This window comes from Bacillus sp. FSL W8-0920 (assembly GCF_038593215.1).
GTDB classification, from domain to species: domain Bacteria; phylum Bacillota; class Bacilli; order Bacillales; family Bacillaceae; genus Bacillus; species Bacillus pumilus.
Genome location: NZ_CP151974.1, coordinates 1173619 through 1188483, shown reverse-complemented (window position 1 = coordinate 1188483; position 14865 = coordinate 1173619). Strand labels below are relative to the sequence as shown.

Here is a 14865-nt window from a genome sequence, read left to right as displayed (position 1 = left end):
AAAACCCGGTCCTGCGCTTGCAGGTAGCCGGGTTTTTCTATTTAAAGCAGCAATGATTTCATGTCTTCAGGAAGCGGAGCCGAGAATGTCATTTCCTCCCCGGTCATCGGATGAGGAAAAACAAGAGTCTCACTATGCAGTGCCTGCCGGTTCATCTGCTCACTCGTCCCGCCATATAACGTATCTCCGATGAGCGGATGACCAAGGTACTGCATATGAACACGAATTTGATGGGTTCTCCCCGTTTCAAGTGCCAGCGTCACATCTGACATGTTCAACTCAGCATCCACCGCTCGCACTGTAAAATGCGTCACAGCTTCCTGCCCAGTATCATCGACCATTCGCTCGATGATACTATCTCCTTTTCGGGCAATTTTTGCACGAATGGTTCCATGCTTTTCTTTGATCATGCCATGTGTAAACGCTCTGTATGTTCGTTTGACCGCTCCACTTTTCTGCGCTTTTGATAAAAGGCTGTGGGCAAAGCGATGCTTGGCCACAAGCATGACGCCAGATGTATCACGATCAAGGCGGTTCACTAAATGAACCGTCAGCCGAACAGACTGCTCTGCATAATGATGCAGCAATCCATTCGCAATACTGTGCTCTGGGTGCTCCCGAGAAGGAATGGACGGAATATATGGCTTTTTATTCAGCACAAGGACATGCTCATCCTCAAATAAAATATCAAGCGGAATCGGAGCAGGCTTTAGCCCTTCACTCACTTTTTCCTCTGGGAATAAAATGGTGAGCCTGTCTCCGTTATGCAGCTTGTATCTCACAGTCACATGCTCTCCATTAATGAGGAGATCACCGCCATCAAATTTAATATCCGTCAGCATTCTTTTCGAAATGCCAATATCTATTAAATAATCCTTTAAAAGCAGCCCTTCTTCTTTGGCTGTCATGGTTTTGTTTAGTGTAAAGTATTCCAGCGAGAACGACCTCTTTCTTATTCACCTTTTCCGATAAAGGAATCTTGCACCCTTTTCCAAAACGGAAATGGTCTAAATCGGGCAAAGCGGACATTCTCGTCTGCTACCCGGCATTGAATGGATTTGACGTCCTTATGAAGCAGCGTCAAATGATCAATGGTTACCTGAAAATCGACATCATTCCTCGGTTTAATGACACAAGTATGGTGGTCTGGTAAAATAAGCGGCGAACCGACCGTTCGAAACACTCTGTTGTTGATTGAAGCCATTTCTGCCAGCTGAATGGCTCTAATGGAAGGATGAATAATGGCGCCCCCAAGTGCTTTATTATAGGCTGTACTGCCAGACGGTGTAGACAGACAAAGACCGTCACCTCTGAATGTTTCAAACAGCTGACCCCTAATTTCAACATCTGCCACAAGTGTCCCTTCCATACTTTTAATCGTACATTCATTCATGGCTAAATATTTCTCTTCTCTGCCGCCATCGTTGTATCTGACAATGACTTCTAAGATCGGATATTCCACAATGTGATAAGGGGTTTTCGCAATAGCTAAAACGAGTTTTTCAATTTCACTTGGCACCCAGTCAGCATAAAAACCAAGATGACCTGTATGAACACCGACAAAAGCTGTTTCATTCAGACGGTCGCTATAACGGTGAAACGCATAAAGAAGGGTGCCGTCTCCACCAACCGTAATGACAAGATCGGGTTCCTCTTCATTAAGTTCCATCCCGAAATCCAATAAGTAGGTCTGAATTTTACTTTTGAGTGTGTCAGATACAGAATTCCCTTTCGAAGAAACTGCAAATTTCATGAATTCTTCTCCTTTTCCACCTTGCTGCTATGAGAGGGCAGCATCATATTTGATCAAGCACAGGCTCAGCTATCGTTTTTCTTTTTCCGGGAAAATGCCACTTGTGCTTCTTGAATTTCCCCTCTAATTTCAGACATCTCATCATCAAGAAGAGATGCTGCCTCGGAAGCTCTTTGAAGGCGCAGCTTGACTTTCTCCGGGATATTCCCGCTATATTTATAATTCAGAGAATGCTCAATGGTCGCCCAAAAATTCATCGCAAGTGTACGAATTTGGATTTCGACGAGGAGCTGCTTCTCTCCATTAATCGTTTGCAGCGGATATAACACAACAAGGTGGTACGAACGGTATCCGCTTTCTTTATGCTCTGCAATATAGTCGCGTTTATCAACAACCACGAAGTCTTTTCGTGACTGGAGCATTTTTTTCACGACTTGTATGTCTTCTACAAACTGGCACATAATGCGAAGCCCAGCAATATCCTGCATCGTTTCGATTTCATGCATTGGGATGTTTTTACGCTTTGCCTTTTCTAATATGCTGGCAACAGGTTTCACTCGGCCTGTAACAAATTCTACTGGTGAATGGTCATCCTCGAATTCATACAGCTTTCGAATGCCTTTTAGTTTCACTTTTAATTCTTCGACTGCTTGTTTATACGGTGCGAGGAATTGATCCCATTGTTTTTTGTCCATGAAACTTCCCCCAATTCCATATACCTAATTATTTCAGAGGAATGTGCTCTTCACTTTCTCTTCCATATCTCCGTAATTGGCATTGTCTTTAATATTGTCGATTAAATAATGTAATTCTTGATGAAGCTGAATGAGTTCTAACGAATGTCCTCCCGCTGTCAAATAGACAGGGATGTCAAGATTCATTGCTTCTTTTAATGGAGTCCATGTATGTTCCCCTAAGATAAGATATGAAAAGGACTCCTCGTTTTCAAGTATGTAAACGAACGCAAAGTGATCAGAATCAACAAGCATTTGTCCTGATGCTTTTGCTTTTTGGATTTGCTCTTCTGACTTGGTCGTCAAAATCAGCCTGTCTTCTTTTAAAGTTGCTTCTGCGATTTCAATTCGGTTTTGCATCATGATCTCCTTTACAACAAAGTACAGCTTTATTTTATCATATCAAGTTCAATATTGATAAACCGAACTTATTGAGAAAATCCTATTTTCTTCTTATAAATGATCCTTTCACGTAATTATCCATTGATTTTGGCACATGTGGAAAGAGAAATAATAGATAAAAACAGTCTTTTACATGATGAACATACTTCATGTACAATAATCATATTTCCTCTAAATGAAAGGTTGATGTCAAAATGGCACAGGAAATTGAAATAGAACTAAAGCAATTGTTAATGAAAGAAGAATTTGAACAGTTGAAACAACATTTTCAATTGAAGGATTCGGATTTTCACACGCAAACCAACCATTACTTTGATACACCTCAATTTGATATAAAATCTCAATTCGCTGCATTAAGAATGAGAGAAAGAAACGGTCAGTGGGTTCTCACGTTAAAGGAACCACACGAAATAGGCTTGCTCGAAACCCACCAAACGATCGCTCCTCCTTCAAGCCTTGCCGATTTCCAGCTGCCAAAAGGTGAAGTGGCTGACAGGCTAGATCATTTGAACATTCAAAAGGATCAAATTGTGTATTTTGGTTCACTTGAAACGTCAAGAGCTGAAAAAATGATCAAAGAAGGCTTAATTGTTTTGGATCACAGCCGATATTTAACAGTAGAGGACCATGAACTTGAATTTGAAGTGAGCGACCTGGAAATCGGACAAGCCGCATTCTCCGCATTGCTCCAACAATTCCAAATCCCTGTTCGAAACACGAAAAACAAAGTCGTACGTTTTTATGAAGAGAAAATGAAAACACAGAATAGATGAATTCCTTGAAGGAGGAACATGATGAACGTCAATCAACTTCAATCCTTTATGCAGCTCCAAGCGCTTAAAACGTTACAATCAGACCCTGGACAAACGCAAATGCCGGGCGGCCAAGAATCGACTGCACAAGCTTCATTTCAGTCGCTGCTGCAAGATTTTTTAGGCGGATCAGAATTATCACGCCTCCCGCTTTCAATTTCTGCATTTATGGGAACGGACCCATCAACAGCTCCGAACACGCAATACGCGCGTACAAACCCATACTTATCTGCTATCGCTGGCGGTGAGCAGCTTCAAGCTCAACCTTCATATGCGAATGACGCTCAATTGAATACAGCAAATGGTATTGGGAATGTCTTAAACAACAGCTACACGCCGCCGCTTCAAAAGGCTGTTTCAAGCGGCTCATCATCAAAGGAAATTAATCAAATTGTGTCACAAATGGCTCAAAAACATGGTGTTCCAGAAAAGCTAATTCATGCGGTCATTAAGCAAGAATCTGGCTATCGTACGAATGCGGTCAGCCATGCAGGCGCGCTTGGCCTTATGCAGCTTATGCCATCTACAGCTAAGTCACTTGGCGTGAATAATGCCTTTGATGCGGCTCAAAACATCGAAGGCGGCACGAAGTATATCAAACAAATGCTTCAGAAATATAATGGAAATGTCTCACTCGCCTTAGCTGCTTATAATGCAGGCTCAGGAAATGTTGATAAATACGGCGGCATTCCACCATTTAAAGAAACACAAAATTATGTAAAGAAAATTACAGCACAATATTTCGCTTAAACCGAAGAGAATAACCTCTTCGGTTTTTTGTATGTCGCTTTTCACCCTTTTTTGACTGAATGTGTTATGATATGGTCAATTGATCACGGAACCCGCCTCTCCCCTTATTTCCAATAGACCAAAGCGGTTTGTTTGTGGAATTGAGATGAGGTTGTTAAAATAAGTACAAGAATAGAAACATTAAAATAGAACAAACTGAATATCACTTTTGAAATAAATGAATTCACAATAGGGCGCTTCATCCTATTAACTACGAGTAAAAGGAGTAGTCAACATGGTACAATCGTTTAACGCACCTTACGAAGCGGTTGGAGAGGAACTTCTGTCGCAACTTGTTGATACTTTTTATGAAAATGTAAAGTGTCATCCTTTGCTTCATCCTATTTTCCCGGATGACTTAAAAGAAACAGCAAGAAAACAAAAACAGTTTTTAACGCAATATTTAGGCGGACCCCCGCTTTATACAGAGGAGCATGGTCACCCTATGCTACGGGCGAGACATCTCCCTTTTCCGATTACTGAGGAGCGGGCTGACGCATGGCTTGAATGCATGGAGGATGCGATGGATCAAGTAGGATTAACCGGCGATATTCGTGACTTTTTATTTGAGCGACTTTCTTTAACGGCTCGTCATATGGTCAATCAAACACCTGAAAAGGATGGACGATCTTGAGCTGCAATACGCACGATCAATATTTCTCACACTGTCACGGACATCCTCAAAAGCCGATTGAAATCTATGTATTCATTGACCCTCTAAGTCCAGACTGCTGGTTATTAGAACCATCCATTAAAAAATTAAAAATGAAGTACGGCCGTTTTTTCACTTTACGAACGGTAACAAGCTCTAGTATTAATGCATTGAATCGGAAAAGAAAAAAGCATTTACTGACTGAAGCATGGGGGAAATTTGCGACCAAAACTCAGACCAAAAAAGAACAAATGCTGTCTGAACAAATTGTGACTTCACCCTATCTCGCCTCGCTTGCATTAAAAGCGGCTGAACTTCAAGGTAGAAAATGCGGAATGAAATTTCTGCGACTCATTCAAGAATCACTTTTTTGCCATCAGCAAGATGTCACAAGTGAACATGTACTGCTAGAAAATGCAAAAAGCGCTGGACTAGACATCGAGGAATTCCAGCGCGATATTCATTCTCAAAGTGCTGTCAAAGCACTAAAATGTGATATGAAAATTGCCGCTGAAATGGACGTGTCTGAGCTTCCGACCTTTGCCTTTTTTAATACAGTAAACGGAGATGAAGGATTAAAAATTTCAGGTGCGTACTCTTATGATGTATACGAGGAAATCCTTTTTGAAATGATTGGTGAAAAACCAACCCCTTCAGAACGGCCTCCAATTGAATGGTTTATTGCTTACTTTCAATTTGCATCTGCCAAAGAGATTGCGGTCGTTTATGACCTGACACTTGATGAAGTTGAACGAGAAATGAAAAAGCTGGCTTTCGCTAAAAAAGTCGAACGTGTACAAGTGCAGCAAGAAATGTTTTGGCGCTATAAAGAAGATGATCATCATTCAGATCTTGATGTCTATCGCTGTGAGAATGAACATGGGTGCTGACCCATGTTTTTTCTTCACTTCCAAAAAGAACATTTGTTCTATTTTTAGGTACGAAGAAACCGCGCCGGGATAAGCGCGGTTTCACTATGTCTTAACGACAACAAAGGGGATGGGAGAAATTTTTCACGGTCAAACAAAGGGGTAATGTTTGTATGTGATTAATTTCACATCTGTAGTATATCAAATTTTGTCGACTTATGACAACAGATATACTATATGTTCATATTTTTGTCACAAAACATAAGAGGGTTGTCACTTTCATATAGTGAAAGTAACGAAAAAATGGAGGGATCTGCATGCGCAGCACAACCATTGGACTTGTTTCCATTGGCTTATGTTTCTTTTTAAACATATTAGGCTTAATGAAAATGCTTCCCCTTTATCTCACATCGCCTCTCTTATTTGCTGCAATACTTTTTACACTTTATCGACTGAACCACCGGAAGACCTTTAAGGGATTTAAAGGTTGATGAGAATGAACGGCCTCTACATGTGAAGAGGTCTTTTTTGTGAAAAAAACTCCTGTCAAAAGATGAGTATGCACTCACACGTCTGACAGAAGTCTTTTCATTACTCACCCGTTGTGGAGATGAGTTCTTCCATTTCTTTTAGTTTTTCTTCGAACAATTGACATGCTGCTTCGATTGGTTCTTTAGAAGCCATATCAACACCTGCTTTTTTCAGCACATTGATTGGATAATCAGAGCTTCCTGCTTTAAGGAAATCTGTGTAGCGCTCTACCGCTGGTTTTCCTTCTTCTAAGATTTGCTTGCTTAATGCCTGTGCAGCACTATAGCCTGTAGCATATTGATAGACATAATAGTTGTAATAGAAGTGAGGGATTCTCGTCCATTCTAATCCGATTTCCTTATCCACAACCATGCCGTCTCCAAAATACTTCTTATTCAGGTCGTAATAAAGGTTCGTCATGAATTCTGGCGTTAAAGCCTCTCCTTCTTGTGCTTTCACATGAATCAAATGCTCAAACTCAGCAAACATCGTCTGTCTGAATACCGTTCCTCTAAATCCTTCTAGCAAGTGATTTAACACATACAAACGCTGCTTTTTATCATCTAGATGATTCAGCAGGTATTCGCCAAGTAACGCTTCATTTGTCGTAGAAGCTACTTCAGCTACAAAGATGCTGTAGTTTCCATACGGATATGGCTGGTGCTTTCTTGTATAGTAGCTGTGGACGGAGTGCCCAAATTCATGAGCCAGTGTAAATAAATTATCAATATTATTTTGCCAGTTCATGAGGATATATGGATTTGTGCCATAACTTCCAGATGAATACGCACCGCTACGTTTCCCTTTATTCTCATAAACGTCTACCCAGCGATTATTGAGTCCCTCTTTTAACACGGACACATATTCTTCTCCTAATGGCGCTAACCCTTTTAGCATATAATCCTTTGCTTCATCGTAGGTTAGCTTCATGCCAGCATCTTTTACAAGTGGCGTATACAAGTCATAATTGTGCACTTCATCAAGCTTTAACACCTTTTTACGCAATTCAATATAACGGTGTAATAACGGTAAATATTGATGAACTGTATCAATTAGATTGTCATATACTTCTTCTGGGATACTGTTTCGAGATAGTGCTGATTCTCTTGCCGATTTATAATTTCGTACTTTTGCATAAAAATTATCCTTTTTAATCGAACCACTCAGTGTTGAAGCAAGCGTGTTTTTATACTGATCATACGTTTTATACACAGCTTTAAAGGCATTCTTTCTCACTTCACGGTCATCACTGTTTAAAAATGTGATAAAGTTGCCGTGGGTAATTTTCTTTTCTTCCCCATTTTCATCCTTTACAGAAGGGAACGAAATATCAGCATTGTTAAACATACTAAAAGTAGTAGATGAAGTTGAGAGAGGTTCAGATGCCTCAGCTAATAAGGCCTCTTGCTCCTCACTTAAAATATGTGGACGTTCTTTATTAATTTCTTCAAGAGCATGAGAATACAGTTTTAATTCTTCTTTTTCCAGAATAAACTGCTGCAATTTATCTTCTTGAATCGATAAAATCTCTGGAACAATATAAGCAGAAGTACTAGAGAGTTGTGTAAATAAATTCGATGCTTTATCATTTAGCGCTTGAAATGATGAATTAGTTGTATCCTCATCGTATTTCATGTGCGCATATGTATAAAGCTTACCAAGCTTTTCAGAAAGCTGATCCTGAAAGGTTAGGGCTTCATACAGTACATCAGCAGAATGGGCGAGCTTGCCTTTAAATTGGGCGAGCTTAGGAATTTCTTTTTTGACCGCTTCGAATTCCTTGTTCCATGCATCGACGCTTTCAAAAATATCTTCAAGTCGCCATTTGTTTTCTTCTTTTACTTCGCTTCTGTCTGGTAAATGGTTGTTTTTGCTTTGTGAAGTCATATGAATCCCCCTTGCATAAGTTGTGTTGAACCAACCTTTCGGAAAGTGAAAGAAATTGGTGTTGTATTTATCTTCTTTGTTTTGAACTATATTTGTCAAATCATATGCAGAAATAAATACCAAACAGACTAAAAAAATGAGAAAAAAGCGTTTCTTTCTATTCAATCGCAGCACCACCTTTTTCTTATCATGATCAAAGTGGGCATGAAACATGCTAATGAAATAAGAAAGCATCTCGTTTGAACGCTTCATCTACTGTTTGTATCGGCATTTGATTTGACGCTACTTCATAATTACCCTCTTTCGTCATGTGTAAAAACCCTTGTCTGACAAGCGCATGAACATATGATGTGATAACCTCTTTTAATTCTTCTATTGAAACATCCCCATATCGAAGCTTTACTTCTTTCATCTGGATACACCGCTTGATTTCTTTCATCAGCAGTTGAATCGTCACTGGACTGCTTCCTTTTTTCCTTATTATCCAATCATATAGACACCCCTGCCAGACATAAACGGGACTTGTAAAGATGTACGCTTCTGGCAGCGGGATAAATAATTCAGCCGGTAGAAAAGGGAAAGCTGTTTGATGATGCTCATAAAAAACGTCTCTCAATCGTTTGCTTTCATTTGATAAAATGCGAGGAGGCCGCTGCCTAAATTGCTGTATGCACCTTAGCCATTGCTTAGAAACTTGACGCTTGCTTGATGGCGGCGATAGGATATCCGAAAGTTTGCGGTATGCTGTTGGCGGTCTGACAGTCATGGCAGCACATATTTTCGTTGGTTGAAATACAAGGAGTTGAGCAAGATGGATGAATCGATTCTGGAGCGGACAATAAAAAATCAGACTTCCTTTCTGTGATTCCCTTAGCATTCCCCAATGAATGGAGGAGAAGGAAAAGAGCTGGGCAGATTTTCGCTTTAAACGATTTGCTCCTAGGACCCATATAGGGAAGAGCCCTGCTTCGCGGAGTCCTGCTGTTCTTTTACGGAGCTCTTGCCGTGAAATATTTGAGCATTGATATTCGATTGCATAGCTTGTTCCTCCAATAGAGACGGTCACGTCAGGACGCTGATGAACCATTGACACATACTTTTCAAGCACTGGTTTATGTCCCAGCTGCTGAAGCCAATTCATCATGGCTTCTTTCCCCGCCTGATGATATGCCGTTTCGCCTGAGGCTAGTGGACATGCTGTCAGCTGTTTATGTGCAAAATGATAAACACGTTGTTCACCAAGCTTTAATTGCACTTCTTCCCTGCATTCAGGGCAGTAAAATTTGCACGTTGTCCTGACATGCTCCAACCTGTTTTTAGATAAGTGATGTGTAATTCGAATAAGCTTTCCATTATCCATGATCGCTGTATTCATTCAGCTCGCCCCTTAGTTTTTGATGACCGTATTATAGCTTGTTCGTCTATAAGAGAGCGAATAGGCAAAATGAGCTTTTATTGTGTGAAAATATGATTTTACTGATGTTTTCTTGAGGAAAATGAAAAAACCCCCTGATAAAAAGGGGGAAAATACAATCTTTATAGTAATGGCGATAATAATCTTGCTGTTGATTCAAAGAGTCTTACCCTTAACGGTCTCTTTGCAAATTCTTCTGGGACAATCTCGTGCGACTGTTCTAAATCACCTAAAAAGTCGTTCACGAGCTTCTCAGTGCTTTTCGTTTTATAGAGGAAGGCATTCACTTCAAAATTCAAATGAAAGCTTCTCATATCCATGTTGGCCGTGCCTATCGAAGCCAGCTCGCTATCTACAATGATAAATTTACTATGCATAAAGCCTTGATCATATTCATACACCTTTGCCCCTGCTTCTAAAAGCTCCGGGAAGTATGAACGGGACGCATGGAAGACGATCCGTTTATCTGGATTCTTCGGTGCAATAATCCGTACGTCTACTCCGCTTAATGCAGCAATTTTCAATGCAGACAAAATATCATCATCCGGCACAAAATATGGTGAAGCAATCCAAATAGACTTTTTGGCAGAGATAATCATGGAGAAAAAGAGATTTTTAATGACCTCCCACTGTTTATCAGGACCACCAGCAATCATTTGTACGCCTTCTGTTGTAATCTCAATGTGGGTGAAATCTTTGAAGTATTCCACACCTGCACATCTCTCATTCGTCATATAGTACCAATCCTGCATGAAAATCTGCTGCAGATCACGAACAGCTTCACCCTTAATCATCAAATGCGTGTCACGCCAAAATCCATATTGTCTGCTTCTGCCCATATATTCGTCTCCAATGTTTAGCCCGCCAACAAATCCAACTTCTCCATCAATCACGACAATTTTTCGGTGATTTCGGAAATTGATTTTATTATTTAACAGTGGCAGCCTCACGGGTAAAAATGGAACGATCTGAACGCCAGCCTTTTCGAGGTCAGCAATATATTGACGAGAGAGCTTTAAACTCCCTACATCGTCATATAAAAAGCGGACAATCACGCCATTTTTCGCTTTATCAATGAGAATATCTTTTAATTCTTGTCCAAGGTCATCGTGGCGGAGAATATAATATTCTAAATGAATGTGATGTGTCGCCTTTTTGATTTCTTCAAAAATATGAGAGAATGTTTCTTCTCCATTCGTCAGGACTTTAGAGGACGTGCGATACGTAATAGGGGTATGTCCAAGTCTGTGGGCCAGCTTAAATAAGAGCTGCTGATGATCACCCATATGCGTCATTTTCTCAATCGCTTCTCTATGAATATGTTCATCTTCCTGGATTAACTGTTCGTCCAAGATGGCTTTCTTTTCAAACAACCGGCGCTTTTTGATATTGCGTCCAAAGAAAATGTAGAACAAAAAGCCGAATAACGGAAAGCTGCCAAGCAGGACAAGCCACGTTATCGTTTGAGATGGATTCCGGTTCTCCAAGAATATGACAAACCCGATGAAGATAATCGATAAAGTGAACAGAACGCTGACTGAACTTAATACACTTACCGCTAAATCACCGGCAATTAATTGAATGACTAAATAAGCACCTATCGTAATGATAAGAAAAAATAGAACTTTGACTAAATTTCTCATTTCATTTTCTCCTTGCCGATCTCTTTATTTACCTATTCATTCCGATAAAAAAGCCGATTCCTCTATAGAAATCGACTTTTGTTGGTTACGAGAAGTGCTGTTGAATCGTTTCAAGGGCATTTCCTTCGATAATCAGCTGACCATATTCTTTCAGTCTGTAAATGCTGACCACTGATTCATGAGCATATTCAAGCAAAATGCTGAGCTTATTCTCCACTTGCTCATCTGACAAATCCTCGTGGAAGTCAACATATAGATAATAACGGTTTTCAAACGAATATAAACTTGAGGTAAAATCCTGCATATTTAATTGAGAAAGTGCAATCAAATCTTCAAAGTCATCCATTTTCAACACAAATTGAAGTTGAAGTTTTTTGTCCTTCTCATTATGGTCTTCTTGATCCTGCTCTTCTTTTTGAAAATCATCAAGCAGTGCGTCTAGACTTTCTTCATCTGTTTGATCTTTTTTATCTTCTGGAATCGGCAATTCGAGCTTTTGTCCATCTTTAGAAAGTTGGGCTTTCGTCACGACAATTTCAAGACCTTTGTCAAGTGCCTGCACTTGAATCCAAAGCGGTCCCTCAACTGCAAATTCTTCTTCTTCGTGCACTTCGTCCATTACTTCCCAAAACAGCTCTTCACTGCGTTCACGATTATACCAAATCTCTTCACGGTCAAATCCGCGGTCTTCAATATCACCGTAGGAAATATAAAATTTCACTGTATGTTCATTAATTCTTTCGATTTCCATTTTGCCAACCTTCCCTTCTATATAAGATGTTGAAGGGACATACAAGCTCCCAATTAATAGTACTTTACTACACTTTACCCGTTCCGTCTACATGTTAACCTTTTAAAGAATTGAGGTATTGCTTCGTACTGTCTATTTTATGATAAAACATGAATAAAAGAAATAAAAACGCATTTTTTGCAGAGAAAACTTACAGAAACATATATTTGAATTGTCTTCATATATTGGTTGTACGAGCTCTATTAGACATGAGGTGAAATGGATGGAAACAGAATGGATCATATCCTTACTGATGATTATTGGCATCGATCTGATTTTAGGCGGAGATAACGCGTTGATCATTGCGATGGCTAGCCGCAGCTTGTCAAATGACAAACGCAATAAAGCCATATGGATCGGCACACTTTTGGCAGTGCTGATGAGAATAACAATGACAGGTGCCGCAGTTTATTTATTGACCATCCCTTATTTACAATTTATCGGCGGACTTTTTCTCCTTTATATAGGATACAATTTGTTAATTGAGCAAAAGAAAGAATCAATTCGCATTAAAAGCAGCGGCTCCCTTTGGCGTGCGGTTCAGACCATTGTGATTGCCGACCTCTTTATGTCACTTGATAATGTGATTGCAGTTGCAGGAGCGGCAAAAGGGAACATGTTGCTGACCGCTTTTGGCCTGATGATTTCAGTACCGATTATTATTTGGGGAAGTAAGCTGATTCATGCCGCTTTCACCAAATTCCCGTTTCTTTTATACGGAGGAAGTGCTCTTTTGGCTTTTACTGGCGGTGAAATGATTGTTCGTGATGTGAAATTGAATGAATTTATGGCTCAGCATGCGACTCTTGAATTGATGCTTCCGTTTTTAACAGTCGTAATGGTCATTTTAGCCAGCCTGTTTTACGAACAAACGGCTGAAAATAAATAAAAAAAGCTGCCAAATGATCGGCAGCTTTTCGTTTTTCTATTAGTTAGCAAGTCGCTGAGCTTCTCTTAGTTGGAATGTACGAACCGTTCTTGGAAGGAAACGTCTAATTTCATCTTCATTGTAGCCAACTTGTAGTCTTTTTTCATCCAAGATGATTGGACGTCTTAAAAGACCTGGATGCTCATTGATCAGTTTATACAATTGTTGAAGAGGCATTGTCTCAACATTCACATTTAGCTTTTGGAATACTTTTGAACGTGTTGAGATAATTTCATCTGTACCGTCTTCAGTCATTCGAAGAATTTCTTTAATTTCATCGATTGAAAGAGGCTCTGAAAAGATGTTTCTCTCTTGATACGGAATATTGTGCTCTTCTAACCACGCTCTTGCTTTTCTACATGATGTACAGCTTGGTGATGTGTATAATGTTACCATAAATCTTCACTCCTCAATTTGTAGAATGAATATTGATCTGTATTCTTAAATTAAAATTGTTCTAAATAAGTAATCTTTATAGTGATTATACTATAAAAAAGTAAGTGTGAACAGATTTTCTTGCAATTTTTGTGACAAAAACTAGACAATTTCATTCATTTTCTCGTGTTGCTTGATGTCTGAACATTCTCATTTAGTCGAGATGATCGAAAATATTTTTTTGTTTTCTATTTTCAATGACCTTCAATACATCATCAACATCTTCATACGACTGCCCATACCATTCTTCATCTTTATACGTATGGATTCGTTCATAGGTTTTCCTCATAGCCTCCATCATTTCTTCTTCATTATCTGTAAGAGGCGACCAATAAAGGATTTCCATGCGGTTCACTTCATTTGTTGCAAGTGACCTGCGTTTATAACCGATTGATTCTGCATGCTTGAAGTGCTCTCTTTGGTAAAACTTTAGGCGTTTTGCAGTATCTGCATCATCTTCATCTACAGGCTCAACCTCAAGCAAGATCGGTTTCTTTTTTTCCTTCAGCTTATGAATGAGCTTTGATCCGAGGCCTTCACCTCTTGCATCTCTGGAAACAAATAAATAATCAATAAAGATAAAATTATCAAATTCGGCGTACATCATCACATGATGAGGTCCTTCCTCCTTATGATAAACATCACTTCTTTCCTTTAATAAAGCTTCCATATGCTCTTTTGACTTCATTTCTTCTATCGGGAAGTATTCACTGAGCTTTTCATACCAATTCATGGATCCGCTCCTTATGATATCGTTAAGAACCACTTCCTTAGATATTCCCGATTTCCTGCTATTTAAACGCCTGTACTAGTAAGACGCAGCAAAGTCTCCTCTAGTTTCACTTTTTTTCAAACAACAGAAAAAAAGTTTTATATCGAACGATTCATGAGTAATTGAAAACAGACAAACAGGATAAGTGTCATCCCAGTTTGGAACATGATGAAATAAAGATACTTGCTGCGCCGTGCTTCCTCTTTCTGATTGCTTGTTTTCCGGTGAAGCATATATTCCACGGAAAAAGACACGATGCCAATGAGCACCATAAATATGAGCATCCACTGTCCTCCATTTGGCTTTCTCAAAAAGGACGTTGAAAAAAGCATGAATACAATGAGAAAGTGAAAGAATGAATAACGAAACGTCTTCCATATCGACATCTGATTTCCTCCTAGAACCCGCTTGTTGTTAACTAGAAATTACCATCATCTCGTTTTTTTGTAAAATA

General features: G+C 39.5%; 17 protein-coding genes. 6 read left to right on the top strand and 11 right to left on the bottom strand.

What is annotated here, in order from left to right:
* Nucleotides 1–41: 41 nt before the first annotated feature.
* The 4 genes from NSS78_RS05745 to NSS78_RS05730 all read right to left on the bottom strand — a co-directional run bounded on the left by NSS78_RS05745 (nucleotide 42) and on the right by NSS78_RS05730 (nucleotide 2847).
* Entirely contained in the window at nucleotides 42–908 is an 867-nt protein-coding gene (locus NSS78_RS05745) for an RluA family pseudouridine synthase (RefSeq protein ID WP_137054783.1), read from the bottom strand.
* Between the two features lie 44 nt (nucleotides 909–952).
* Nucleotides 953–1753, bottom strand: coding sequence for an NAD kinase (locus NSS78_RS05740; RefSeq protein ID WP_003211364.1), 801 nt, complete (start codon nucleotides 1751–1753; stop codon nucleotides 953–955).
* A gap of 65 nt (nucleotides 1754–1818) precedes the next feature.
* Complete coding sequence (locus tag NSS78_RS05735) at nucleotides 1819–2448, bottom strand: GTP pyrophosphokinase family protein (RefSeq protein ID WP_003211990.1); 630 nt, start codon at nucleotides 2446–2448, stop codon at nucleotides 1819–1821.
* A gap of 33 nt (nucleotides 2449–2481) precedes the next feature.
* Entirely contained in the window at nucleotides 2482–2847 is a 366-nt protein-coding gene (locus tag NSS78_RS05730) for a hypothetical protein (protein WP_212046067.1), read from the bottom strand.
* Nucleotides 2848–3083: 236 nt separating this feature from the next.
* Between NSS78_RS05730 and NSS78_RS05725 the strand changes: the two genes are divergently transcribed.
* The 5 genes from NSS78_RS05725 (at nucleotide 3084) to NSS78_RS05705 (ending at nucleotide 6502) form a co-directional block, all read left to right on the top strand.
* Nucleotides 3084–3662: a CYTH domain-containing protein gene (locus tag NSS78_RS05725; protein ID WP_212046068.1), complete on the top strand. Its 579-nt coding sequence runs from the start codon at nucleotides 3084–3086 to the stop codon at nucleotides 3660–3662.
* Nucleotides 3663–3683: 21 nt separating this feature from the next.
* A complete protein-coding gene (locus NSS78_RS05720) occupies nucleotides 3684–4451 on the top strand; it encodes a lytic transglycosylase domain-containing protein (protein WP_212046069.1) in 768 nt (255 codons plus the stop codon).
* Between the two features lie 274 nt (nucleotides 4452–4725).
* On the top strand, nucleotides 4726–5124 hold the full coding sequence (locus NSS78_RS05715) for a thiol management oxidoreductase (protein WP_008355333.1): 399 nt from the start codon (nucleotides 4726–4728) through the stop codon (nucleotides 5122–5124).
* Complete coding sequence (locus NSS78_RS05710) at nucleotides 5121–6032, top strand: ClpXP adapter SpxH family protein (RefSeq protein ID WP_212046070.1); 912 nt, start codon at nucleotides 5121–5123, stop codon at nucleotides 6030–6032. Before NSS78_RS05715 ends, NSS78_RS05710 begins: the two co-directional genes overlap by 4 nt.
* Nucleotides 6033–6328: 296 nt before the next feature.
* A complete protein-coding gene (locus NSS78_RS05705) occupies nucleotides 6329–6502 on the top strand; it encodes a hypothetical protein (RefSeq protein WP_226805021.1) in 174 nt (57 codons plus the stop codon).
* 100 nt (nucleotides 6503–6602) lie between these two features.
* Here NSS78_RS05705 and pepF read toward each other — a convergent pair whose 3' ends face one another.
* The 4 genes from pepF to mecA form a co-directional block, all read right to left on the bottom strand.
* Nucleotides 6603–8429 (bottom strand): oligoendopeptidase F, encoded by a 1827-nt coding sequence (pepF, locus tag NSS78_RS05700; RefSeq protein ID WP_282959899.1) that lies wholly within the window; start codon nucleotides 8427–8429, stop codon nucleotides 6603–6605.
* Between the two features lie 214 nt (nucleotides 8430–8643).
* Entirely contained in the window at nucleotides 8644–9804 is a 1161-nt protein-coding gene (locus tag NSS78_RS05695; RefSeq protein ID WP_050945274.1) for a competence protein CoiA family protein, read from the bottom strand.
* Nucleotides 9805–9965: 161 nt separating this feature from the next.
* Complete coding sequence (gene cls, locus NSS78_RS05690; RefSeq protein ID WP_050945276.1) at nucleotides 9966–11486, bottom strand: cardiolipin synthase; 1521 nt, start codon at nucleotides 11484–11486, stop codon at nucleotides 9966–9968.
* Between the two features lie 85 nt (nucleotides 11487–11571).
* Complete coding sequence (gene mecA / locus NSS78_RS05685) at nucleotides 11572–12237, bottom strand: adaptor protein MecA (RefSeq protein ID WP_050945278.1); 666 nt, start codon at nucleotides 12235–12237, stop codon at nucleotides 11572–11574.
* A gap of 262 nt (nucleotides 12238–12499) precedes the next feature.
* Here mecA and NSS78_RS05680 point away from each other — a divergent pair, with 262 nt between their 5' ends.
* Nucleotides 12500–13165 (top strand): TerC family protein, encoded by a 666-nt coding sequence (locus NSS78_RS05680; protein WP_050945279.1) that lies wholly within the window; start codon nucleotides 12500–12502, stop codon nucleotides 13163–13165.
* 39 nt (nucleotides 13166–13204) lie between these two features.
* Here NSS78_RS05680 and spxA read toward each other — a convergent pair whose 3' ends face one another.
* The 3 genes from spxA to NSS78_RS05665 all read right to left on the bottom strand — a co-directional run bounded on the left by spxA (nucleotide 13205) and on the right by NSS78_RS05665 (nucleotide 14797).
* Nucleotides 13205–13600, bottom strand: coding sequence for a transcriptional regulator SpxA (spxA, locus tag NSS78_RS05675; protein WP_003211421.1), 396 nt, complete (start codon nucleotides 13598–13600; stop codon nucleotides 13205–13207).
* Between the two features lie 193 nt (nucleotides 13601–13793).
* The gene (locus NSS78_RS05670; protein ID WP_058014295.1) at nucleotides 13794–14372 is read right to left on the bottom strand and encodes a GNAT family N-acetyltransferase; all 579 of its coding nucleotides are present in this window, start codon (nucleotides 14370–14372) and stop codon (nucleotides 13794–13796) included.
* A 137-nt stretch (nucleotides 14373–14509) separates the two neighbouring features.
* Entirely contained in the window at nucleotides 14510–14797 is a 288-nt protein-coding gene (locus NSS78_RS05665) for a hypothetical protein (protein WP_050945281.1), read from the bottom strand.
* Between the last annotated feature and the right edge of the window lie 68 nt (nucleotides 14798–14865).